Here is a 21,795-nt window from a genome sequence, read left to right on the forward strand (position 1 = left end):
GTGCTTCCTTTCACTTGCTCTGTTTGCCGGCCTGTTTGCGGGCCAACGCCTGCTTATCCATCGCGGAAATATTGAGCATGACCCCCATCGCAATGCTGAGGACCAGCATCGAGGACCCGCCGTAAGAAACAAATGGCAGCGTGACCCCGGTGACTGGCAGCATGCCGGTGACCGCACCCACGTTGAACGTGGTCTGAATCAGCATCATGGTCGCAATGCCGTAACTGATCAGCGACCGGTACGCGCTTTTTGAGCGAATCCCGATGCGGTAAATGTGGGCGATCAGGTAATAAATCAGGCCAATCACGACCGCCGCGCCAACCAGCCCGAGTTCCTCGGCAATCACCGCCAAAATAAAGTCAGTGTACGGCTCAGGCAGGTAACCCAATTTTTGGGTGCCGTTGCCCAGGCCGACCCCAAACAGGCCGCCGTGATTGATGGCCAGCAGTGAATTGACGACCTGATTGCCAACCGTCTTGCTTTCCTGAAACGGATGAATGGCGGCCGTCAGGCGCTGAATCTGGTAGTGCTTGGTCAACCAGTGCGGCAGCTTGACGTTGGCGAAAACATAATACAGGCTGCCGACCAGCAGGGCCAGCCCGGCGAAGAATCCGGTGCCCCACCCCAGGGCAATGCCGCTGGCACACAGCATCATCAGCGTGATGCCGGTGATGATGATCGCGCCGCCGGTGTCCGGTTCGACCAGCACCAGGAAGATGCCCAGGCCCACCAGAATCAGCGGCTTAACCAGCTCTTTAATGGAAAAGTCGGGCCGCCGCATGTTGTCCTGGCGCTGGCTGAACATGTAAGCCAGGTAGAAAATGATGATCAGCTTGGCAAACTCGGTCGGCTGAATGTTGATCGGGCCAACCGGGATCCAGGCCGCCGCGCCGTTGACCGACCGGCCAACAAACAGCAGGTAAAACAGCCCGAGGAACAGGACCGCCCACAGCAGCAGCTGCACCCGCGGGTGGCGGAACACGCTGAGCTTGAAGTAGAAGAAAAACAGCGCCAGCAGCAAGCCGGCGATCACAAACAGGAGCTGTTTGATCATCACTGCGTTATCGGCCCAGTGATACTGGGTCTGAATCCAGTACGCGCTGGCCGAATAAACCATCACGACCCCAATCGCGCTCAGGACGAGGTACGGCACTAAAATTTTATAATCCAGGTAATGCAGCTTTTTCAGCAACGGGATCGCCCTTTCGCGGCAAAGTTGACATTATTATATCATAGCTGAAAGGCGCCGGGACCGGCAGTGGTCGGGCCGGCGGAAGACCGGGCCAAAATTCACGGACAAAACTTAAAATCAGGCAAGAGTCTTTCATTTTTCTCTCATAAAGTTGTTTCCTCTGGTTAAGAAAAGCGGTAGACTGGTTCCATATATTGCAATGAGGAGTGAATAATTTGGCAAAAGCAATCTCATTTGATCAGATCGATCAGTACCACAAGGACTTTGTCGACCAGCCTGGCGCCCAGGTGCTGGCCAAGGCCGTGCAAAATGTCGGCCCGCAGGCAGCCAGCCGCGGCACGCTGAACGACAAAGCCATTAAGCCCGCCTTTTCCATTGAGCTGGACACTGGTAAGGTCACCAACCAGAAGCAGTCCGGACGCTGCTGGATGTTTTCCGAGCTGAACACCATGCGCCATTTTGCCGGCGAAAAGTTCGGCATCAAGGACCTCGAGTTGTCCCAGGCCTACCTGGCTTTCTACGACCGCATCGAAAAGTCCAACCTGTTTCTCGAGCAGGTAATCGCCGACCCCACTGCCTCCCCGACCGAAGACCGCAAGCTGGCGACTTTGCTGCAGCAGCCCAACGGCGACGGCGGCCAGTTCGACAACGCCCCGGCGCTGATCGAGAAGTACGGCATTGTGCCCAAGTCGGTCATGCCTGAAACCTTCAACAGCTCCGCCACCGGTCAGCTCAACGCCGTGCTGAACCTCAAGCTCCGCAAAGCGGCCAACGAGCTCCAGCAGGCGGCCAAGGCCGGCAAGGATCAGGACGCGCTCGAAGCCATCAAGGACGACAACCTCAGTGCCATTTACCGCATTGTCGCTTACGCTTACGGCAACCCGCCAGCGACCTTCGACTTCGAGTACCGCGACGACAAAAAGAACTTCCACGCCGACCGCGGCCTGACGCCGAAGGAATTTTACGCCAAGTATGTTGGCTGGGACCTGGGCCAGCACGTCAACCTGGTTGCCGACCCACGCGACACCAAGCAGTACTTCCAAGCTTACAGCCTGCCAAGTCAAAACACCGTCGTTGGCGGGAGGCCGATCACCTTCGTGAATGTGCCAGCAGACCAGCTGGCACAAATGGCGATCAAGCAGCTGCAAACCGGCGAGGCCGTTTGGTTCGGCAATGACGTCGGCCAAGACGTCGACCGCGATACCGGGACGCTGACCGGCGGCCTGTATGACTACTCGACCCTCTTCGGCTTTGACATGAAGCTGGGAGTGGCCGACCGCTTCGCCACTCGGCAGGCCGAGGTTACCCACGCGATGACCCTCACCGGTGTCGACTTGGACGACAACGGCCAGCCGACCCGCTGGAAGGTCGAGAACTCCTGGGGTAAGGACCGCGGCAACGACGGCTATTACGTCGCCGACCAAAGCTGGTTCGAGCAGTACGCCTACGAAGTCGCGATTCGCAAGGACCTGCTGACGCCGGAGATTCTGGCCGCCACGCAAACCGAGCCGATTCCGCTGGACCCATGGGACGAATTGCACTAGAATGCACCACCGTTGTTACGAAAATGGTCGCTTCCACTGGGAGGCGACTATTTTTTCACGCAAAAAAACCTGCAGGTCCCCCCGCAGGCCAGTTAATTTTTAGTTAGTCGTTGCAGTCGTCTTCCAAGGCAAACGCGCGCGCCTTTTTCTGCTCTTCCAGGTACTGTTCCAGTGCGTACTTCACGACGGCAGAAACATCTCCGTCGAGCGTCTTCGCCTCTTCGGCTACCTGTGCGGCCAGATCAGCCGGCAGTGTGATCGTCATTTCTTGAGTTGCCATGATGAACCCCCATTCGCAGATTTCAAAGCCAACTCGGTAAGCGTAACACCATTTACCGCTGCCGTCACTCCGAAATAAGGCAGGCCTAAGGAGGTCCTTTCAATATCTAAGAAGGTTGAGTCTATACAACTCGGTCTTGTTTTTTCGGCAGCGCAACAAACAATCCAACTTCTGCATTGGTGACGTTGAATGCCTTCCTGCCAAAATAAGTCATAAAGCCTGAGAAATAAGGGATATCTTTAGTTCGACAACGTGAGCTTCAGAACACACTAGCTCGGCTCATCTAGACTTATTGTAATCAATCTGAAAAAGCGATATATTATCGGCGTATACAAAAATATGCTTTAAAAACGGTTGGCCAACCTACTAAAAGAGTTTTCTCGCTAGCATATTTGCATTTTAGTAACAAAATGCAAACGGACTGAGAAATGCTGCGTGGATTGACCTATTTCTTTACTCTTTTGACAGATTTTCGTGGTTTGTAACCAGCTGCAGCCAGCTTCTGAGCGAGAGAAACAACCGGAAAGAATAGTTCATTACACAAAGAAGGAAGTTTAATAGTTATGCAATCATTTAAAAAATTGTTGCAAAAAATGCCTCGCAAGTTATCACTTTGCCTATGGGCAATTATATTATTACTCGTCGCATTGGGCTTCACCTCTCTCGCCCAATTAATAACTACTCATACCTCTAATTATGACCGGGCAATTGATTTCTTTGGTAACTTTGGTGCCGCAGCTATTGCCGCATTATTTGTCGTCTATCAAGCCAGCCGCTCACACGAAGATGTTCAAGAGCAAATTGCTCATGAAAATAGAATTCAGCAGGCAACAGCCTCCAATAAAGTAAGACCAATGCTGTTTTTTTTACAAAAAACTTTCAAAGCTAAAGATGCTATCTCTAAAGTTCAGCCCGGTGATAGAATATTTATCATGTCGAAAGGGTTGGACGAACTCGAGGCGAGTGGAAAGTATGGCAACATTTCTGATTCGTCCGTATTTGTCAATTTTTTAAATAATTTTCATGAGGCGAGTGTCACTCTGTTTGAACTCAGACTATTCTATGGCGAGCCGGTCCATCACGTACGAATTAGCTTTAAAAACGGAACGGGAAAAAACAGCAGATTTTATATTCCATTCCTCGAGCCAGGCAAGAACAACATCATCATAAGCGGGGATATGCTTAAAGCTTTTAGCACTTATCAAGCGGAAAAAGCAACAAAAACAGGCAACACTAGTTATGGTAAGTTTGACAGCCCAGTGCCTTCAGAAACAGTTGTGAAAAAACTCATCTCAGATGATATCTTGGTTGAATTCGACACAGTTTTACATGAGCACGTAAAAATTACTTTCACCAAAAAAGACAAAGAACAAGATATGCCAAGCGATAATCCACATACAGAGGTCTCGAGTGACAGCCAGCACATTCAGCTATCTTACAATTTTGACAGCAGGGACACAGAAAAATTTATGAAGGAGCTGATTCAAAAACATCAGATTCCAAGAGAACATGATGTCACGGTTGTGCCTTATGATAAGAGTGATGAGGTTGAAATGAAATACACCTCTTATACGACGGTTTATGAAATTCCCACGAAGTTTCAGAACTAAACAAAATAGTCAGAATAAACTTACCCTGGCTTGAAAGAAGGTTCTCTAGCATGCAAGAGCGTCAATATACCAACCGCGGAGAATACGAAACCTACAAAATGGCAAAGTTACTGCAGACCCAGTATCCTGAAGACGGCATCAAAATTTACGCTAACCTGTTTCTCAGTCTCAATGATGGGGAGCCCAACCGGCAAATCGATCACCTGTTATTAAGTCACCGCGGTCTGTTTGTTCTTGAGACCAAGTACTGGACCGGCACCATTTATCACGAGATTACACTCGATCAACTCACTGAAGAATGTGCCGACTACTGGCCGATTGTCAAAGATTCATTGCCTAGCACCATCCGCCAACTAAAGCATTCTGATTTCTTTACGCTGGTTGCCAGACCTGATGAAGCACTCGAGGGCTATGCGAACTGGCACGACCCTGCTCAGCAAGTGAAGACCACGATGGCCAAACTGCATACTTTTCTGAAGGAGCACCTGGAGATTCCGCCATTTGTGCATGGTTTCGTACTATACGCGTACCCTCAGTCAGATGAAAACAAAATTTTCGATTTAAACGGCCGGCTTGACGGAGATGACGATACCAAGAATGACGATGCTGCGGAAATCACTGGTCACACAGCATCTGAACCAGATGGGTTCTCTAGTTTGGCCCGGTTTCGAGATTATTATGAGCACATGCCAAAAATGGTAATGCAGGCGTCTCGAACCACTGAGATTGCAAAATGTATCGAAGAAGAGATTATCAACTAACTGCACCACGATTCCGAAGGCAAGGAAAATAGACAAATAACAAGGCTGGTCCGAATTCTCTCGGACCAGCCTTGTTGCTTCTCAAGAGATTAATGTTGAGAAACCCGGTTGCACGCCAAGCCTGATTATCTTTGCTGTTAATCTGCAAATCGTGTAAGTATATTCGAGAATCGAACTAATCCGCCCATGTGGACAAAGCTCAGTAGATTGTTCCACAATTCAGAAACGGGAAAATCATGGCTCTAAGTCACGAATCTGATCGAGCAAGTCTTCAAAATGGTCGACCTGGCTCGCGTACTCGTCCAGCTCGCCACCGTACTGCTGGTTGAACCCTTCCAGCCCGTCGCCGGCGAAGGCAAACTCGTAGTTGTGAATGGTCTCGTACGTCTGGCTGAAATCCGCCAACAGCTCGTGGTGCTGACCGTCCAGCTGCAGTGCCATCTGGATCACGCGAAAATCGGTGTAGGCAAGTTCGAACTGCACGGCCCACCGACGCATGAACGGGTGCTGATTCTGAATGTGCGCCAAGTGATGGGTGGTGGTCCATTCCAGGTTATCGATACTGTTCTTCACGTCTAACATCTAAACCGCCCCTTTCGCGCCCACTTTACGCCCGGCCCGGCACTGAGGCAAACAATTCGCCTTGCCTGTATGTGGCAAGTCTTTCTTAGTTCCAGTTGACTGAGTTTGTAATGATAGGTTCTAGCCAATCGGATTTAGATGATTCGCCGCACTGGCCATTCGTGCAAATGAAGTAGCACTCAGCCCTTGGTGGCTTTTTTGGTGTTTAACGTGCAGCTTGCTTGGTGGGCAACAGTTCAATAATTAACATCGCCGTTGTCGCAAGCCCCACGATCAGAGACGAGACTCTCGCATTATTTGAAAAAATGAACACGCTCGAGACATTGATTGCATATAATACGGCAAAAACGATCCAACTCACACCCGCATCACGAAATCTGCGGATGGTAATTGCCATAGACGGTAAGAACAGAACAATCACAACGACTAACAAAATGAGTAACGCCGCAATCGATCCACCCAGAAAGTCCAGTACTCCGCTACTTGCCGAAAATTTCCCGCTATTGATCACTTTGAGTACATGCTGAACAACGACTGCGCCTACCGAAAAGAACAATATTAACCCAAAAATAATTTCAAAAAGCGTTGTCCACCAAAACTCTCGTCTACTACTTTTACCGACAAAGTTCACGTAGTTGGCAAAGAACGCTTTTATTGCCCGGAAACCACCAACGCCATAATACGAGTTGCGATTTTTACGGACAAGCGCGTCATCTAGGTGTTTCATAATATCTTTCCGAAATACTAAATATTGTTAATATCATAATCAATTGTTAACGAATATTTAGGCTAATTTTTGGCTGATGCAACTAACATTTTGTCTTGCCTACTGCTCAGCCACGGTCATGCGCCGCATCCCCAGCGCGGTCAACCCAAAGATTACAGCGAAGACCAAGAGCGCTGCTGCCACGATCAAAAACGGGTTCGCCTGAGCTGCCGGCAACGTCTGGGTCAGGGATCCACTGGCCAAGTGCCGGGTCAGCGCAGCAGCAGCACTGTCGGAAGGCGCAATTAACCGGCCAACCGGAAACCAGGCCAGCGCAACCGCAATGAACACCCCGCAAAGCGTCAAGGCTGCTGCCACCCGGTCCACCCGCTGCATCAGCACGTTGAAGAACATCCCAATGCCACCGAGTGAAGCAAACACCAGCACAATGAACAGCGCGTTGGCGACCCACGCAACCGGTGTGTACGTCCCCGAGTACCCAAGCTCCTTGATAAACAGCATCGGCACGCCGAAGATGGTCATGATCAGCCAGTCAAGGGCAAACCCGACCAAGCCATAGCACAGCCAGCCGGTCAGCTGCGTCCAAAACTGCTGCCAACGCGGAATGCCAAACTGAGCGGCCAGACGCAGCCATTTTGGGGTCAAGATCATGCTCGCTACGATGGTGAACATGCCAGTCGGCACGATCATGGTGTTGCCGAAGGGCTGATTCCAGTCCATCTTCGCGCCGACCATGGCGTTGATGCCGACCACAAAGAGAAAACTAAGCCCGAGCATCACCACGGCAAAGATGAGAAACGGTTTCGCCAGGTCCAGGAGCTGCATTTTTAACATGACACGTTTTTTCATGACTTTTCCCTCCTAAACCCGGTCGTTGAGTTCGGCGCGGCGGCCCAAGCGCGCCGCTAAATACCCAAAACCGACCGCCAGCACCGTGAAGATCAAGAGCAGGAGCAGCGGCTGAGGCGCCCCGTGCAGCGGCAGCCCAATCAGCGCCAGCAAGAACTGCAGCACGCCTGAATCGGTGGCCAGATCCGGCAGTGCCAGCATGATCAGGACCAAGGCCAACCCCGGCAAAACCATCAACCCATAGATGCCAAACACCAGCGCAAATCTCACTTTTCCGCTGAATGGCAGGCTAAGGAAACCGAGTGCAGCCCCAAGCGCCGAAAATGCCAAATACGCCATTAGCCGCAACAAGACGCTCATGAGTACCCCAGTTGGCCCAGTCAGGTGATAAACAGAAGCCAGAAAACTGCCCGTACCGTTGAACAGCGGAATGAGACTGACCAAGGTGACGAGCCCCGCCAGAACAGCGGAACAAGCCACCAGCCCGACTGCTGCGGTTTGCAGATAAAGCTTGCGACTGACGCCGTTTTGAAACGCCGACCCCAGCGCCCATGGCGTGGCAAAATAACCCAAAATTGCGGCGATATACAGGCCAATAAACTCGCCAGACCAGCCGTTGGCGTCAGACGTGTCGCCGAGAAAACTCATCACCACCAGCACGCCCCAGCCAAACAGGCCGCCAATCATAACGATACTCATCATCTGCAACTGCACTTTCAGCATCGCCTGAAATTTACTCGTCATCAGCGCCACCCCCATCGCGGGTCAGCTCCAGGTACATCTGCTGGAGATCCATCCCGCCGACTGTGACGCCTGCCGGCACCGGCTTTTCCAGTGGCGCATCCAAGGTGTAGGCGGTCAGCATGCCGCCCAGCGGCACTTCGCGCAGCGTGCACGTACCGCCGAGCCACTCATGAACCAGTGCCGTCGGACCGGTGACCACCCGGCCCTTGGCAGTCAGATCAGCGACATCCTCATCCAAGGTGATGGTCCCGCCATCCAGCACGAACACATGGGTGACCAGATTCTCGATTTCTTCGATTAGGTGGGACGCGATGATGAACGTCCGCGGCTTGCTGGCAAAGGTGTTAGCCAGCTCCTGGTAAAAAATCTCGCGGTTGTTGGCGTCAAGCCCCAGTACCGGCTCGTCCAGCATGACGAACTCGCACGGCACACACAGCGCGATGATCAGCTTGGCGATGGTGCGGTACCCGGTCGACAGCTTGCGGAACCGCTGGTGCGGATCCAGCCCAAAAGCCTTGACTAGGTGAGCGGCCAGCTCGTCATCGAAGCTCCCGTACATCTCCCGCGTCAGCGTGAACAGCTGCTCGATCCGGCTATCGCCTGGGTACAGCATCGCCGCGCTCATCAGGAAAATGCGATTTTGGGCGTCGCTGTTTTCGGTGACGTTTTTGCCGTTCAGGAGCACCTTGCCGGCCGTCGGGAAGAGGCGGTTATTGACGATTTTCATCAGCGTGCTCTTGCCCGCGCCGTTGCGGCCCAGCAAGCCATATAGCTGGCCGGCCTCCCATGTCATGTTGACGCCGCGCAGCACCTTTTTGGCGCCGAAGTTGCGCGTGACCTGCTTAAACTCTAACTTACTCATGCCCCATACCCCTCTTCCACTGCGGCGATCAGTTCCGCCTTGCTAATATCTAACGCCTTGGCGGCCGCAACCAGGTCCGCGATGCGCTCGGCGTAAAAATCGTGCTTGCGCTTCGCCTTGATCTTAGCCTGCGCCCCTGGCACCACGAACATGCCGATGCCCCGCCGCTTCTCGATCAGGCCCAAATCGACCAAAACATTCATCCCCTTGAGCACGGTGGCTGGATTGATGGCGTAGCTCTTCGCCACTTCAGTCGTCGACGGGATCTGCGTGTCCTCAGCGAACGCGCCGCTCAGAATCCCCGCCGTGAACTGATCGGCAATTTGCTGGTACAGCGGCACGACGCTGCTTGCATCGAATTTCATGGGCCGCCTCCTTCCGGTTATTTAGTTAATTAGTTGAGTAACTAACCTACGCTGTCAAGATACCCTCTTCACAACAAGAAGTCAACAAAAAAGTCGCCCAACGTTTTGGACGACTTTTGAATTTAAATTTTAATGCCGAAGGTCTGCAAGATCAGCCAGATGTTCAAAATGATCAAGACAATCGTGACAAACCACGCGGCGTATTTGACCCAGGCGCGGTTCTTGAACTCGCCCATCAGCTCCTCACTGGAGGTGTACGAGACCAGCGGCACGACCGCAAACGGCAGCGCCACTGACAGGAACACCTGCGAGAAAGTCAGCAGCCCTTCTATTTTGGCCTCGTTGCCCTTGTAGATAATGGCAAAAATCAGCACCGGGGTGACCGACAGCAGGCGAGTCAGCAGGCGCTGGGCCCACAGCGGCATTTTGAGGCGGATGAACCCTTCCATGATGATCTGGCCGGCCAAGGTGCCGGTGATGGTCGAGCTCTGCCCCGAAGCTAGCAGGGCCACGGCGAACAGCATCGACAGGACTGGGCTGGCGATCGCGCCGACGACCTTGCTGTCCTGCAAGGCGTTGAACAGATCGACGAAGCGGCCCAGGTCGGAATTGGTGCCAAAGAACAGCGCCGCCCCTAAAATCAGCAGCAGCGAGTTGACCACGAACGCGATACTCAGCTGAATGTTGGAATCGATGGTGCTGAAGCGAATGGCCCGGTGCACCGCCTTCGGATCCTTGCGGTCGACCGCGCGCGTTTGCGAGATAGACGACCCCAGGTACAGGTCGTGCGGCATGACGGTCGCCCCGACGATCCCCAAAGCCAGGTACAGCTCGGAGCGGTTCGTCAAAATGGTCGGCGACGGAATGTAGCCTTGCAGCATCTGCCCGACATCAGGCTGGGACAGCAGCACTTCGTACGTGAAGACCATCAGGATCACGGCGACCAGCACCGCGACAATAGCCTCAATTTTTCGAAACCCGAGGCGCATCAGCAGCAGCAGGATCAGCACGTCGGCCGATGTGACGATGATGCCGACGATCAGCGGGATCTTGAACAGCAGCTCCAGCGCGATCGCCGACCCGATGATCTCGGCCACATCGGTCGCCATGATGGCCAGCTCGGTGATGATCCATAAGATGAACCCAGTGACCTTGCCGGTACGCTCGCGGGTGAGCTGCGCCAGATCCTTGCCGGTGACGATACCCAGCCGGGCGGCCATTGCCTGCAGCAGCATCGCGGTCAAGCTCGAGATCAGGACCACTGTCAGCAGCGTGTACTTGAACTGCGCGCCCCCGGCGATCGAGGTGATCCAGTTGCCGGGATCCATGTAGCCGACCGCGATCAGGATCCCCGGTCCGGTGTAGGTCAGCAGGGTTTTCCAGAAACCGGCGTTCTTTGGGACCTCGATGCTGCCGTTGATTTCGTCCAAGCTTTTCGAGCCGGCCTCCTCTTCAGCGAACATGACTTGGTGCTCTTTGCGGGATGACTTTGCCATCACGCCACCTCCCCTTCTCAGGATTTCCCAAATACAGTCTACGTCTATGATAAAACCTCATATGTAAGTATAGCGATATTTTAGTCTTCCCGAAACCCCCAAATTTCCGCTCGTCACTTCTTTTTGAAAAAACCAAAAAGAACCATCACCACAGAGTTGTGATGACGGTTCGTGAACGACTCGGACAAGTTATTTCTTGTCGGTCGTGGCGATCTTCTTGCGCTTAGCGACCTTTTGACGCTCGCCAGTGTTCAAGATCTTTTTGCGCAAGCGAACACTCTTAGGTGTCACTTCGCAGAGCTCGTCGTCGTTCAAAAATTCGATCGACTCTTCGAGGCTCATGTTCTTCGGGGTCTTGATGGCCGCCGCGTGGTCTTTCCCGGCCGCACGGGTGTTGGTCAGGTTCTTCCCCTTCGTCGCGTTAACGGCGATATCGGTTTCGCGGTTGTTCATGCCGACAATCATGCCTTCGTACACTTCGGTGCCGGCGTCAACGAACAACTGCCCGCGTTCCTCAATGCTCTGCAAGGAGTAGGTGGTGGCCACGCCTGCGTTGATGGACACCAGCGCACCGTTGACCCGGCCAGGCGTCCAGTTGCGAACGACCGGCATGTACTTCTCGAACGTGTGGTTCATGATGCCGTAACCACCGGTCGAGGACAAGAATTCAGTCGAGTAACCGATCAGGCCACGCGATGGGGTCAGGAAGACCAGACGGGTCTGACCATTGCCCTCATCAGACATGTCCTGCATCTCACCCTTACGCTGAGACATCGCATCGATCACGGTGCCGGTGTACTTGCTTGGAATGTCGATCTGCACTTCTTCAAACGGCTCCATGGTCTGGCCGTCGATTTCGCGGTAAATGACTTCCGGGCGGCCGAGTTGAAGCTCAAAGCCGTCACGGCGCATTTCTTCGACCAGAATGGACAGGTGAAGTTCGCCACGGCCGGAAACCATCCAGGCGCCGGCTTTATCGGTGTCGTCAACTCGCAACGAGACGTCGGTCTGCAGCTGAGCCTTCAGACGGTCTTCGAGCTTGCGCGCGGTGACCTTGTCGCCTTCGCGGCCGGCAAACGGGGAATCGTTTTGCATGAACATCATTTGCAGAGTCGGCGGATCGATCCGCAGAATCGGCAGGGCTTCCGGATGGTCAGCGGCGGCAACGGTTTCGCCGACGTAGATGTCATCCATCCCGGACACGGCAATCAGATCACCGGACTTGGCCGTCTGGATCTCGACCCGCTTGAGGCCGAAGAACCCAAACATCTTGGTGACGCGGAAGTTCTTGTGAGAACCATCCAGCTTCATGACCGTGACGTTATCGCCAACGGAAATCGTGCCGCGGAACACGCGGCCGATCCCGATACGGCCCACGTAGTCGTTGTAGTCCAGCATGGAAACCTGGAACTGCAGCGGTTCGTCGGAAGTGTCTTCCGGGGCCGGAATGGTCTTGAGAATGGTGTCAAACAGCGGCTTCATGGTGTGTTCCTGGTTGGCCGGGTCGTCCGAGTAGCTGGAGGTCCCGTTCAACGCTGATGCATACACGATTGGGAATTCGAGCTGGTCTTCGTCAGCGCCGAGTTCGATGAATAATTCAAGGACTTCGTCAACGACTTCAGCAGGACGCGCACCGGGCCGGTCGATCTTGTTGATGACCACGATTGGGGTCAGGTGCTGCTCGAGGGCCTTTTTCAAAACGAAGCGGGTCTGCGGCATGGTGCCTTCGAACGCGTCAACGACCAAGAGGACCCCGTCGACCATTTTCATGATCCGTTCCACTTCGCCACCGAAGTCCGCGTGCCCTGGGGTGTCCACGATGTTGATGGTGGTGTCCCCATATTTAACGGCCGTGTTCTTCGACAGAATGGTGATGCCGCGTTCCTTTTCGATCGCGTTGGAATCAAGCGCGCGGTCCCCGATCTGCATGTGTTCCGGCAAGGTGTCGGACTGCTTTAACATTTCGTTGACCAGGGTGGTCTTACCGTGGTCGACGTGGGCAATGATCGCAATGTTGCGAATATCGTCGCGAGTCTTCAAATTAATTAACTTCCTTTCAGAATGGCCTTGTGTGGCTGCAAAATGCCAACCAACTCGGCGCTGGTTCTGGCATAAAAAAACATGCCTCTTCTGAGACAGTCTTCGAAATAAGAGTATAGCACAAACCACGCGCCTCGGATACCTTTTCTGAAAAGTCATGCGAGGCTTTCGTGAAAATTACTTGGCAGGCATCTGGTGCAGAATCTCCGCGTGCGCCTGCGGCATGGCGGCCACCACCACGTCGGCCTTGAGCAGATCGATTGCCGACCCGTTTGGCCGCGTGCACTTGAGCCCGAACCCGGTCCCAATCGCCATGCCGGCGGCGATGTCCCAGGGCTGCAGGTACGACACATACCCCACCAGCTGGCCCAGGGCGATGGCTTTAAACTCCATGCCGGCGGACCCGGAGATCCGCGCGCCGGAGCTGGCCAGCGCGATGTCGCCGAGATTCAAATAGTTGTGAATCGTCATCGGCCCGCTGGCGCCCAGCAGACCATCTTTTAGCAAGCGGTCAAGCGGCAGGCTGACCGGCTGGCCATTCAGCATTGGCGGCAGGTTTGGCCCGCCGGTGACCAGCTCGTTGCGCATGACGTCCAGGATGGCCCCGTACAGCGGCACGCCATCTTGGTACACGCCAATCATCACGGCGAAATTGGCCCGCTGCTTGACGAAGTTCATGGTGCCATCGATCGGGTCGACAAAAAAGACCAGACCGGCCATGTCAGCAACTTTCGCCGCAGTGCCTTCCTCGGCTTCGATTTTTGCTTCCGGATACGCGGTGCGAATCTTCGCAACCAGAAACTGCTGACTTGCCGCGTCGACATTGGTGACCAGGTCATTGCGACCGGTTTTGGTTGCCACGTTGACTGGTGTTTGCATCGCCGTGAGGATCCGCGTGCGGTCTTCGGTCAGCCAGGCTTCAATGTTTGCTGCGAGCGCCTCGAGCATCATGGGCTGCCTCCTTTACGCGCACGCGACCGTCAGTGGTCGCCTGCGCCGCCTTCATCACGCGGTAAATCGAGTAGCCAGAGGCCTGTTCAAACTCCCGGCCCAGCCGCCGCTCGGTGCCCTTGTCCGGCACCACCTCTTTGAACCCGGCGTAAGCGGCCAGCAAATTGGCGCGGTCGACCCCTTTTTCATAGGCGTCTTCCACTAATGTGTAAAGTGTGGTGACTTTGATCATCTCGCTTTTGGACCAATCCAGGTCCAGCGGGTATTCATAATTGGCTTCCAAATTTAGTTCTCTCCTGCTTCGATCGCGGCAATTTGCGCGGATAGGCGAGTCAGCGCTTCGGCCAAGCTTTGCTGCTCAGCCTCAGACCCGGTGACGCTCGCCACCGCGGTGATGCCGCGTCGATCGATTTGAACCGGCCGCGAGTAGACCAGCGGCTGGTCGCCTTTATCGTAGCGCACGGCCACCGGCGCAATCAAGGCAGAGCCAGCGTTGGCCGCCAGCAGCCGCTCGACCAGGCCGCACAAACTGTGACCGTCTGCCGCCTTCGCGTACGCCTGGCAGGCCGTCAGCACGCGCGTCATGATGCCGGACGCGTCGTCTGCGTCTTGCAGCAGCGTCATCACCGCAGTCGCGCCAATGTAGGCCCGACTCCACAGCAAGGTGAAGTCCGGCTGGGTGCCGATCACATACGCCGTGACCGCACCTGCCGGGACGTCAAACTCGCGCGCCAGGCTGTGCTCAAAGCAGCGGGTCAGCCCCATCGTGCCCAGTCCCATCACCGCGTCTGCCTTTAAGCCGGAGAAGCGCTGCGCAAAATGGGTGCACAGCTCGCTTTCTTGGGTCGCCACCAGCAGGCGGCCGCTGAACCCGGCGCCCATCGCCGCCTTCAACTCGCGCCGCATGCCGGCCAGATTGGCTGCCTGCACCGTTTCTGCCGCCCCTTCGGCAAAATCGGTGATGATCAGCACATCCGCATCGGCCAGCTGCTTGGGCGTGGCCTTTTGAAACGCGTTCTCGCTCACCGCGGCCAGCGCAATTAGGCCATCCAGCCCCACATGTTCGGTCGCCGGTGTGTCCAGTAAAACCGCCAGCGGCAGCCGGCTTTGAATCAGTTTGGCGGCAATGTCTTGCGTCGCGCTGGTGTCCCCACAAACCACTACTTTTTGCATAACTTACCCTCCAAGTCTCTTAAGGTAATATTAAACAATTGCAGTGCGATAAGACGATACAGTTTCATGTCAAAACGTGGACACTGGATCGTGGACAGTGGCAGGCGTGTCTAACTGAGGAACACGCGCAGTTTTCAGGAGAGATGCTGGTCCCTGAACTAGTGGACCATCGCACTTTCCCCACCGAAATGCCACTGTACATCTAAAAGTTTCGGAAAAATTCTTGCATAATGTTTATTAGATGTTATTGTTAAAACAACAGGTTAATTACAAAAAAACATCAGGCCATGTCAGTCAATCATTCTACCAGGAGGCTCAATCCATGAAATATCTCATCACTGGCGCTACAGGACATCTCGGTCGCAAAGTCATCGATCAGTTGGTCGCTCTGGTCGGCGCGTCCGCATTAACCGCGGCTGTACACACCCCAGCAAAAGCCACTGCCCTGAGCGAGCGAGGAATCAACACGGTCGTTCTGGATTACCTCAACGTCGAGACCATGCGTCAGGCTTTCTCTGGTCAAGACGTCGTCCTCTATATTCCCAGCAAAACCTACGATGTCTTACAGCGAATCACCGAATTTGAAAACTCAATCAAGGCGCTCGAACTCGCGAAGGTGCCATCTGTCGTGTTCGTCAGTTTTTATGCCGACCAGGAGAATAATCCTTTTAGAATGTCACCATACTACGCCTACGCTCCACGCAGGCTAGCCACCAGCGGCCTCCAGTATGCGGTCGCGAAAAACTCGCTGTACGCCGATCCGCTCGTGCCTTATCTGCCGGAGTTGATCGAGCGCCAGGCGTTGATCTATCCCGTCGGCAATCAGGCGATGAGTTTTATCACCCAGGACGACAGCGCCAAGGCAATTGCCACCTTGGCCGTAAAGCCGGAATTGCGCGACGCTGGCCAAATATACACGCTGACCCAGGAAAAAGCCCTGACCATGCCAGAACTAGGACGGATCATGACCAAAGTCACCGGTCATGAAATTGGCTATAAACCCGTGACCACGGCAGAATTCGGCCGCATTTATGCGGCGGAAGGCGATGGTGAAGAACTCGCCAGCATGTATGCCGCCGGCGCCTTGGGTCTGTTCGACCAGGCCACCAACGATTTTTCGAAGATCACTGGCGAAAAGCCTGAGAGCATGTCGGCCTTCCTGAAGCGCAGCTACCGCCCAGAAGCGTAAGCCTCCTGGTTTCCTTGCCCCAGCATCGGGTGGGGAACACCGTCACTGGCGCCGCCATTCTGAAAGCAGGATACACGATGAAATTTTCCCATAAACTCAGTGATGCCCTCCACATTTTGGCGTACGTCCAGATTTATGCTGGCGGCGACCTATCCAGTGCTGCGATTGCCGCAAGCGTGGAAGCCAACCAAAGCATGGTGCGGCAAATGATGTCTAAACTAGTCAAGGCCGGCCTGCTCAATAGCCAACCTGGCAAGGTCGCAGTGAGCCTGGCTAAGTCCCCTGAAAACATCACTCTGCTCGACGTTTATCTGGCTGTTGAGGACAATCAAAACCTGTTACACATCGATGATAAAACCAACCCATTGTGCATTGTTGGTGGCAATATTCAAGACACCCTGAATGTCGTATACGCCAACATTCAACGCGATACTGAAGCCAGCATGGCCAAGCACACGTTGGCAGAGATAATCGCCGACATTCTGGTTCGCCAGGACGCCAAATACTAACTCAAAAGCGTATTGATGATGAGCTTAAGACTCTCACCAATGCGCTTTTTGTGTGGGGTAAACTGAAGGCTTGGTTGACTCCTGTGTACCCGCTTGCTGCCGAACTTGCGCGCCGGATGAGCCCCATCGGCTCTCCACGCCCAGCAGGAAAGCGCAAAAATACCGCCCATCGAATGATGGGCGGTATGCATTTCATTTTCAATTAAACTGAGGGTCGGGGCGACGTGACTGGGTCCTGGTTGTACCGGAACGCGGTCGCTTTGACCGCACTCACGTCACTTTTAACCAGGGAAGCCCGACCCGCAACCTGCGGGATCAGGGCCAAGTCGTCGTGAACCTGCTTGACTTTAATTTCAACTTGCTGAATCAACTTGCTTGCGCTGATCACGCGGCCTAACCGGATGATGGTGCACTTGATGCCAGTCAGCAGCGCTTGGAAAATCGCGACTACTGGCAGCCCGCTTTTAACGGCGAAAATCTCGTTGGCCATCTTCGCGATGTACCGCTGATCGCCCACGGCCAGCACCCGCGCCTGAACGTCTTCATTGACGCGGCTGCCCGCCAAGGCAACCCCTTGCGGCATCGTCTTGCCGGTGAGCGTCAGGATTACCTGCAACCAGCGGCTTGGCGTAGCAGAAGCAGTGGTCGCCACATCCGTCGCCAGCAGCGTGCCGGCCGGGATCTTGACGATATCACCGGCAACTAAACCAGCAAGCGTCGTGCCCCGAACCAACCCGTCGCGCACCACCAGAACCTGGCGGTTGCCATTGAAGTTGGTCAGCCAGCGGCAAAATGCGGCGTGCACCGCGTAGCCGCCCATCACCAGCAGCGCCGTGAGCGCCAAACCGAGCCAAACCCGGTCAAGCAGCACGTCGCTGAGCACACCCAAGCCAGCGCTGAGCATGGCAATTAGGCGCAGTGGGAACGTGGAACGAAGTGGCGTCGCAACAGTGCGCAAGTTGAACTGCATCTTGTTGACCTGAGTCGTGCTCAGGCCAGAATATTCTTGCATAAACATCGTGTTCTCCTCTCTTCCCAGAGAGGGCTTGCGATGCGCCTATTTACTTATATATCGAACTAAGTGGTGGCACAATGACAAACCTTCCGGGATCCGCACTGTCCGGACTACCGCCACCGTCAATCGCTGTTTGTTTCATTGCGCTCACCACCTTTCAGTTGACTTGCCGTTGTGCTCGCGGTTTCCACCCGCGTTTTTTCTCATCTAGAATAGAAAAAAGCGCACACCGATTGAGTATGCGCGATTTGCATCCCAATCGTTTAGTTTTAGCACTATACGCCTAGAAAAGTTCTCAGCTGCATTAGCGCGGGCCTTTGTAGACAGGCGCAGTTGACTCATTGGCATCTCTGGATGTTTCTGAGCAGCAGCATTGTTCGTATAGGAGCCTCACCTAACGGAAAGCACCATATTTGTTTACAAGCCTAATTCTACTTACTTTTGCCTTGCCTGTCAACCGCCAGACCCTGGTACATCAGCCTTGATGAGCATTTTCTCATTTTGAGCGCGACACCAACAGAATTCGCCAAACACCCCTGCCCGCCCTCATTTGCGCGTTTTGCTTGCCTGCCAGTTGTGCTAAAGTAAAAAGGAATCGATTTGAAGTGGAGGCGTTACGCTTGTATCTAATGAAAGACATTACCCGAGACGGCGACCCCGTCCTGCGCGCGCGGGCGAAGAAGGTCAAGTTTCCGCTGTCCGATGAGGATAAGCAGCTGGCCCATGACCTGATGGAATACCTGGTCATCAGCCAAGACGAAGAAGAAAACAAGAAGTATCAGCTGCGGCCCGGCGTTGGCCTGGCTGCCCCGCAGGTCGGCGTGTCCGAGTGCATGGCCGCCGTGCTGGTCCCCGGTCCGGACAACGAGATTTTGTTCAAGGAAGTGTTGGTCAACCCGGTGATTATCTCGAACTCCGTGCAAGACGCCGCCCTTTCCGAAGGTGAAGGCTGCCTGTCCGTCGACAAGGACATCGAAGGCTACGTGGTGCGCCACGACCGCGTCACCATCCGCTATCAGAACCTGGATGGCGAAACCAAGAAGGTGCGCCTGAAGAACTACCCGGCGATCGTCTGCCAGCACGAAATCGACCACCTCAACGGGATTTTGTTCTACGATCACATTAATAAGAAGACGCCGTTCAAAATGGACCCTGAGGGCATTTTGATCGACTAAACCCAAAAGCGTCTCTGGTGCGGCGGCAAGCCTGACTTGCCGCGCGCCCATCAGAGACGCTTTTTTACACTCGCTGAATGTCCTGCAGGTACGCAATCGTTGGGGCATTCGTGACAAAGGCGACATCGAAGTGTGTCTTGCCGTCCCGCTCCCAAAAATCGGTAATCACAAACGCCGGATAGCGCGGATCGGAGCTGGCGATGTGCTGATCCTCCGCCGTGTCGCGCAGCTGATTTTGAAGCCGGTCGCGCGTGATCTTGATTTTCGGGGTGTCCGTCTCGTATTCAAAGCCCATAATGCCGTGGCCCCACACATCGGCGACCGCATCCGAGTGCAGCGGGTTATCAAACGGCCAGTGCAGGACCGTCAACACCTCCGCCACCACCTGGTCGGTCAGCTGCTGACTGTGCCGCACGAACAGGCGCAGCGCGCGCCGCCGCCTGGCGATGCGGAGCCAAATGACGCCGGCTAAGACCACGCCGACCGCAAGAATTGCAAGCAACCAGTACATGGTCTCGCCTCCTTTGCGTTCATTATACCGCTTTAAAGCCCGCGGCGCCGCTGGCAGCTGGTGGCGCAAGCGCCCCTTATATGCTAAACTATCTATAACTGTTGAGTTTTCAACATTTGACCGGCAAAATTTGCGAAGATCCTCAGCCTGAGGCCATTTTCGCGTGCAAAGGAGTTTTATTTATGATCTATAAAGTATTGTACCAACCGGACAAGATCCGCAATCCGCGGCGGGAAACCACCCAGACCCTTTACATGGAGGCCGAATCTGCGGCCGCTGCGCGTGCTGCTGTCGAACAGCACACGGACTACAACATTGAGCTTGTGCAGGAGCTCACCGGCAACTTTTTGGAATACGAACAGAAGTCGCCGAACTACAAGCTGACGGAGTTCTAATTATGGATCTAAACATAAAGAAAGATGAAGTCGCAGTCTTTGCCATTGGCGGTCTCGGTGAGATCGGCAAAAACATGTACGGCGTCCAATACAAGGATGAGATCGTCGTGATCGACAACGGCATCAAGTTCCCCGAAGACGACCTGCTGGGCATTGACTACGTGATTTCTGACTACTCGTACCTGGTTGAGCACAAGGACATGATCGATGCCCTGGTCATCACCCACGGGCACGAAGATCACATCGGCGGCATTCCCTACTTCCTGCGCGAAGTGCCGAATGTGCCTGTTTACGCCCCACCGCTGGCAGCGGCCTTGATCCGCGGCAAGCTCGAAGAACACGGCCTGCTGCGTTCGACCGAGCTGCACGAAATCAAGGAAGAAGACGTCCTGAAGTTCAAGAATCTTTGGGTCGACTTCTTCCGCACCACCCACAGTATCCCTGATACCCTGGGCGTGGCAGTTCATACACCGTATGGGGCAATCGTTGAAACCGGGGACTACAAGTTTGACTTGACCCCAGTTGGCGACCAGCCAGCGCCGAACCTGCAACGTATGGCCAAACTTGGCGAAGAAGGCGTGCTGCTTTTAATGAGCGACTCGACCAACGCCGAGATCCCGAACTTCACCAAGTCGGAACGATTCGTGGGGCGGTCAATCCGCCACATTTTCGATGACATCGAAGGCCGCATTATTTTCGCCACCTTCGCGTCGAACATCTCGCGGATGGAGCAAGCCATTCAGGCGGCGCGTGAGCACGGCCGCAAAATCGCCGTCTTCGGCCGGTCGATGGAAACCGCGCTGGTCAATGGCCGCGAACTGGGTTACCTCGACGTCACCGACGACGAACTGATCGACCCGCACGAGCTGAACAAGATGCCCGCCGAAAAGGTCATGATCCTCTGCACCGGCTCGCAAGGCGAACCAATGGCCGCCCTGTCCCGGATCGCCAACGGCACACACCGGCAGATCACGATCCAGCCTGGCGACACCGTCGTCTTCTCCTCTAACCCGATCCCTGGCAACACGGTTTCCGTGAACCACGTGATCAACGAGCTGGAAGAAGCCGGCGCGACCGTCATTCACGGCAAGGTCAACAACGTCCACACCTCTGGTCACGGCGGCCAGGAGGAACAAAAGCTGATGCTGCGGCTGATGAAGCCGAAGTACTTCATGCCGATCCATGGTGAATACCGGATGCTCAAGATCCACACCGAGTTGGCGCAGGAGTGCCACGTCCCGGCAGAAAACTGCTTCATCATGGACAACGGCGACGTGCTGGCGCTGACGGCGGACACCTGCCATCGCGCCGGGCACTTCCCGGCCGGCGACGTCTATGTTGACGGCAATGGCGTCGGCGACATCGGCAACGCGGTCATCCGCGATCGCCGCATGCTCTCCGAAGAAGGCTTGGTCGTGGTCGTGGCCACGATCAACATGCAAAAACAGGCCGTGTTTGCTGGCCCGGACCTGCTTTCCCGCGGGTTCATCTACATGCGCGAATCCGGTGAGCTGATCAATCAAGCGCAGCACCGCGTCTACCGCACGATCAAGAACACATTCAAGGAAAACGAGAAGGTCACCGAAGGCATGCTCAAGGATGCGATTACGTCAAACCTGCAGGAATTCCTGTTTGATAAGACCGAGCGTCACCCTGTGATCCTGCCAATGCTGATCACCTTATAAAATCGGCTCTTCGTCAAGTGAAGTTGAACATAATTTATGAGAGTATCTAGACCTTAATTGGTCTAGGTACTCTTTTTTTAAGCCGCCAGGTTGTGGGCTTTGGGGTTAAACCAGACACGCTCAAGGAAAATACGGTTGAT

General features: G+C 54.5%; 23 protein-coding genes and 1 riboswitch. Of the genes, 8 read left to right on the forward strand and 15 right to left on the reverse strand.

Annotated features, from left to right (window positions below; genetic code table 11):
* Positions 1-10: 10 nt before the first annotated feature.
* Positions 11-1,189: an FtsW/RodA/SpoVE family cell cycle protein gene (locus tag JUE30_RS07230; RefSeq protein WP_203624288.1), complete on the reverse strand. Its 1,179-nt coding sequence runs from the start codon at positions 1,187-1,189 to the stop codon at positions 11-13.
* 218 nt (positions 1,190-1,407) lie between these two features.
* On the opposite strand from JUE30_RS07230, the gene JUE30_RS07235 reads away from it, so the two are divergent.
* Positions 1,408-2,736: a C1 family peptidase gene (locus JUE30_RS07235; RefSeq protein ID WP_203624269.1), complete on the forward strand. Its 1,329-nt coding sequence runs from the start codon at positions 1,408-1,410 to the stop codon at positions 2,734-2,736.
* A 103-nt stretch (positions 2,737-2,839) separates the two neighbouring features.
* On the opposite strand, the gene JUE30_RS07240 is transcribed toward JUE30_RS07235, so the two are convergent.
* On the reverse strand, positions 2,840-3,016 hold the full coding sequence (locus JUE30_RS07240; protein ID WP_203624270.1) for a ribbon-helix-helix protein, CopG family: 177 nt from the start codon (positions 3,014-3,016) through the stop codon (positions 2,840-2,842).
* 563 nt (positions 3,017-3,579) lie between these two features.
* Between JUE30_RS07240 and JUE30_RS07245 the strand changes: the two genes are divergently transcribed.
* Positions 3,580-4,626, forward strand: coding sequence for a hypothetical protein (locus JUE30_RS07245; protein WP_203624271.1), 1,047 nt, complete (start codon positions 3,580-3,582; stop codon positions 4,624-4,626).
* Positions 4,627-4,676: 50 nt separating this feature from the next.
* Positions 4,677-5,387 (forward strand): nuclease-related domain-containing protein, encoded by a 711-nt coding sequence (locus tag JUE30_RS07250; protein WP_203624272.1) that lies wholly within the window; start codon positions 4,677-4,679, stop codon positions 5,385-5,387.
* Positions 5,388-5,621: 234 nt separating this feature from the next.
* Here the strand turns inward: JUE30_RS07250 and JUE30_RS07255 are convergent, their stop codons facing one another.
* The 11 genes from JUE30_RS07255 to JUE30_RS07305 form a co-directional block, all read right to left on the reverse strand.
* Entirely contained in the window at positions 5,622-5,969 is a 348-nt protein-coding gene (locus JUE30_RS07255) for a hypothetical protein (protein ID WP_203624273.1), read from the reverse strand.
* A gap of 205 nt (positions 5,970-6,174) precedes the next feature.
* Complete coding sequence (locus JUE30_RS07260; RefSeq protein WP_203624274.1) at positions 6,175-6,696, reverse strand: DUF805 domain-containing protein; 522 nt, start codon at positions 6,694-6,696, stop codon at positions 6,175-6,177.
* 99 nt (positions 6,697-6,795) lie between these two features.
* Positions 6,796-7,545, reverse strand: a complete 750-nt coding sequence (locus JUE30_RS07265) for a hypothetical protein (RefSeq protein ID WP_203624275.1) — start codon at positions 7,543-7,545, stop codon at positions 6,796-6,798.
* 12 nt (positions 7,546-7,557) lie between these two features.
* The gene (locus tag JUE30_RS07270; RefSeq protein ID WP_203624276.1) at positions 7,558-8,289 is read right to left on the reverse strand and encodes a hypothetical protein; all 732 of its coding nucleotides are present in this window, start codon (positions 8,287-8,289) and stop codon (positions 7,558-7,560) included.
* Positions 8,279-9,151, reverse strand: coding sequence for an ATP-binding cassette domain-containing protein (locus JUE30_RS07275; RefSeq protein ID WP_203624277.1), 873 nt, complete (start codon positions 9,149-9,151; stop codon positions 8,279-8,281). Before JUE30_RS07275 ends, JUE30_RS07270 begins: the two co-directional genes overlap by 11 nt.
* Positions 9,148-9,516, reverse strand: a complete 369-nt coding sequence (locus JUE30_RS07280; RefSeq protein WP_203624278.1) for a GntR family transcriptional regulator — start codon at positions 9,514-9,516, stop codon at positions 9,148-9,150. The genes JUE30_RS07275 and JUE30_RS07280 overlap by 4 nt, the downstream gene beginning before the upstream one ends.
* A gap of 122 nt (positions 9,517-9,638) precedes the next feature.
* Entirely contained in the window at positions 9,639-11,012 is a 1,374-nt protein-coding gene (locus JUE30_RS07285; protein WP_203624279.1) for an Nramp family divalent metal transporter, read from the reverse strand.
* A 189-nt stretch (positions 11,013-11,201) separates the two neighbouring features.
* Positions 11,202-13,052, reverse strand: a complete 1,851-nt coding sequence (typA, locus tag JUE30_RS07290; RefSeq protein ID WP_203624280.1) for a translational GTPase TypA — start codon at positions 13,050-13,052, stop codon at positions 11,202-11,204.
* Between the two features lie 177 nt (positions 13,053-13,229).
* On the reverse strand, positions 13,230-14,003 hold the full coding sequence (locus JUE30_RS07295) for an inositol monophosphatase family protein (RefSeq protein ID WP_203624281.1): 774 nt from the start codon (positions 14,001-14,003) through the stop codon (positions 13,230-13,232).
* The gene (locus JUE30_RS07300) at positions 13,972-14,286 is read right to left on the reverse strand and encodes a UPF0223 family protein (protein ID WP_203624282.1); all 315 of its coding nucleotides are present in this window, start codon (positions 14,284-14,286) and stop codon (positions 13,972-13,974) included. Before JUE30_RS07300 ends, JUE30_RS07295 begins: the two co-directional genes overlap by 32 nt.
* A gap of 2 nt (positions 14,287-14,288) precedes the next feature.
* Positions 14,289-15,176 carry a lactate dehydrogenase gene (locus JUE30_RS07305; protein ID WP_203624283.1) on the reverse strand — a complete coding sequence of 296 codons (888 nt, stop codon included), beginning with the start codon at positions 15,174-15,176 and terminating at the stop codon, positions 14,289-14,291.
* A 322-nt stretch (positions 15,177-15,498) separates the two neighbouring features.
* Here JUE30_RS07305 and JUE30_RS07310 point away from each other — a divergent pair, with 322 nt between their 5' ends.
* Complete coding sequence (locus tag JUE30_RS07310) at positions 15,499-16,365, forward strand: SDR family oxidoreductase (RefSeq protein WP_203624284.1); 867 nt, start codon at positions 15,499-15,501, stop codon at positions 16,363-16,365.
* A 77-nt stretch (positions 16,366-16,442) separates the two neighbouring features.
* The gene (locus tag JUE30_RS07315; protein WP_203624285.1) at positions 16,443-16,874 is read left to right on the forward strand and encodes an Rrf2 family transcriptional regulator; all 432 of its coding nucleotides are present in this window, start codon (positions 16,443-16,445) and stop codon (positions 16,872-16,874) included.
* Positions 16,875-17,076: 202 nt separating this feature from the next.
* On the opposite strand, the gene JUE30_RS07320 is transcribed toward JUE30_RS07315, so the two are convergent.
* A complete protein-coding gene (locus JUE30_RS07320) occupies positions 17,077-17,892 on the reverse strand; it encodes a hypothetical protein (protein WP_203624286.1) in 816 nt (271 codons plus the stop codon).
* A 244-nt stretch (positions 17,893-18,136) separates the two neighbouring features.
* A riboswitch (M-box (ykoK) riboswitch) is annotated at positions 18,137-18,298 on the reverse strand.
* Between the two features lie 211 nt (positions 18,299-18,509).
* On the opposite strand from JUE30_RS07320, the gene def reads away from it, so the two are divergent.
* Positions 18,510-19,064, forward strand: a complete 555-nt coding sequence (gene def / locus JUE30_RS07325; RefSeq protein WP_203624287.1) for a peptide deformylase — start codon at positions 18,510-18,512, stop codon at positions 19,062-19,064.
* Between the two features lie 64 nt (positions 19,065-19,128).
* On the opposite strand, the gene JUE30_RS07330 is transcribed toward def, so the two are convergent.
* Positions 19,129-19,575: a hypothetical protein gene (locus tag JUE30_RS07330; protein WP_125755448.1), complete on the reverse strand. Its 447-nt coding sequence runs from the start codon at positions 19,573-19,575 to the stop codon at positions 19,129-19,131.
* Positions 19,576-19,757: 182 nt separating this feature from the next.
* Here JUE30_RS07330 and JUE30_RS07335 point away from each other — a divergent pair, with 182 nt between their 5' ends.
* On the forward strand, positions 19,758-19,970 hold the full coding sequence (locus JUE30_RS07335; RefSeq protein WP_125755449.1) for an RNA polymerase epsilon subunit: 213 nt from the start codon (positions 19,758-19,760) through the stop codon (positions 19,968-19,970).
* 2 nt (positions 19,971-19,972) lie between these two features.
* Positions 19,973-21,655: a ribonuclease J1 gene (gene rnjA, locus JUE30_RS07340; protein ID WP_125755451.1), complete on the forward strand. Its 1,683-nt coding sequence runs from the start codon at positions 19,973-19,975 to the stop codon at positions 21,653-21,655.
* Positions 21,656-21,795 lie beyond the last annotated feature (140 nt).

Source organism: Lacticaseibacillus sp. 866-1 (genome assembly GCF_016861825.1).
In the GTDB taxonomy this organism is placed as follows: Bacteria; Bacillota; Bacilli; order Lactobacillales; family Lactobacillaceae; genus Lacticaseibacillus.

Excerpts from the sequence above, each read along its gene's own strand:
- JUE30_RS07240 (WP_203624270.1), bottom strand. The coding sequence starts at position 3,016 with ATGGCAACTCAAGAAATGACGATCACACTGCCGGCTGATCTGGCCGCA.
- JUE30_RS07245 (WP_203624271.1), top strand. The coding sequence starts at position 3,580 with ATGCAATCATTTAAAAAATTGTTGCAAAAAATGCCTCGCAAGTTATCA.
- JUE30_RS07250 (WP_203624272.1), top strand. The coding sequence starts at position 4,677 with ATGCAAGAGCGTCAATATACCAACCGCGGAGAATACGAAACCTACAAA.
- JUE30_RS07255 (WP_203624273.1), bottom strand. The coding sequence starts at position 5,969 with ATGTTAGACGTGAAGAACAGTATCGATAACCTGGAATGGACCACCACC.
- JUE30_RS07260 (WP_203624274.1), bottom strand. The coding sequence starts at position 6,696 with ATGAAACACCTAGATGACGCGCTTGTCCGTAAAAATCGCAACTCGTAT.
- JUE30_RS07265 (WP_203624275.1), bottom strand. The coding sequence starts at position 7,545 with ATGAAAAAACGTGTCATGTTAAAAATGCAGCTCCTGGACCTGGCGAAA.
- JUE30_RS07270 (WP_203624276.1), bottom strand. The coding sequence starts at position 8,289 with ATGACGAGTAAATTTCAGGCGATGCTGAAAGTGCAGTTGCAGATGATG.
- JUE30_RS07275 (WP_203624277.1), bottom strand. The coding sequence starts at position 9,151 with ATGAGTAAGTTAGAGTTTAAGCAGGTCACGCGCAACTTCGGCGCCAAA.
- JUE30_RS07280 (WP_203624278.1), bottom strand. The coding sequence starts at position 9,516 with ATGAAATTCGATGCAAGCAGCGTCGTGCCGCTGTACCAGCAAATTGCC.
- JUE30_RS07285 (WP_203624279.1), bottom strand. The coding sequence starts at position 11,012 with ATGGCAAAGTCATCCCGCAAAGAGCACCAAGTCATGTTCGCTGAAGAG.
- JUE30_RS07295 (WP_203624281.1), bottom strand. The coding sequence starts at position 14,003 with ATGATGCTCGAGGCGCTCGCAGCAAACATTGAAGCCTGGCTGACCGAA.
- JUE30_RS07305 (WP_203624283.1), bottom strand. The coding sequence starts at position 15,176 with ATGCAAAAAGTAGTGGTTTGTGGGGACACCAGCGCGACGCAAGACATT.
- JUE30_RS07310 (WP_203624284.1), top strand. The coding sequence starts at position 15,499 with ATGAAATATCTCATCACTGGCGCTACAGGACATCTCGGTCGCAAAGTC.
- JUE30_RS07315 (WP_203624285.1), top strand. The coding sequence starts at position 16,443 with ATGAAATTTTCCCATAAACTCAGTGATGCCCTCCACATTTTGGCGTAC.
- JUE30_RS07320 (WP_203624286.1), bottom strand. The coding sequence starts at position 17,892 with ATGTTTATGCAAGAATATTCTGGCCTGAGCACGACTCAGGTCAACAAG.
- JUE30_RS07330 (WP_125755448.1), bottom strand. The coding sequence starts at position 19,575 with ATGTACTGGTTGCTTGCAATTCTTGCGGTCGGCGTGGTCTTAGCCGGC.
- JUE30_RS07335 (WP_125755449.1), top strand. The coding sequence starts at position 19,758 with ATGATCTATAAAGTATTGTACCAACCGGACAAGATCCGCAATCCGCGG.
- rnjA (WP_125755451.1), top strand. The coding sequence starts at position 19,973 with ATGGATCTAAACATAAAGAAAGATGAAGTCGCAGTCTTTGCCATTGGC.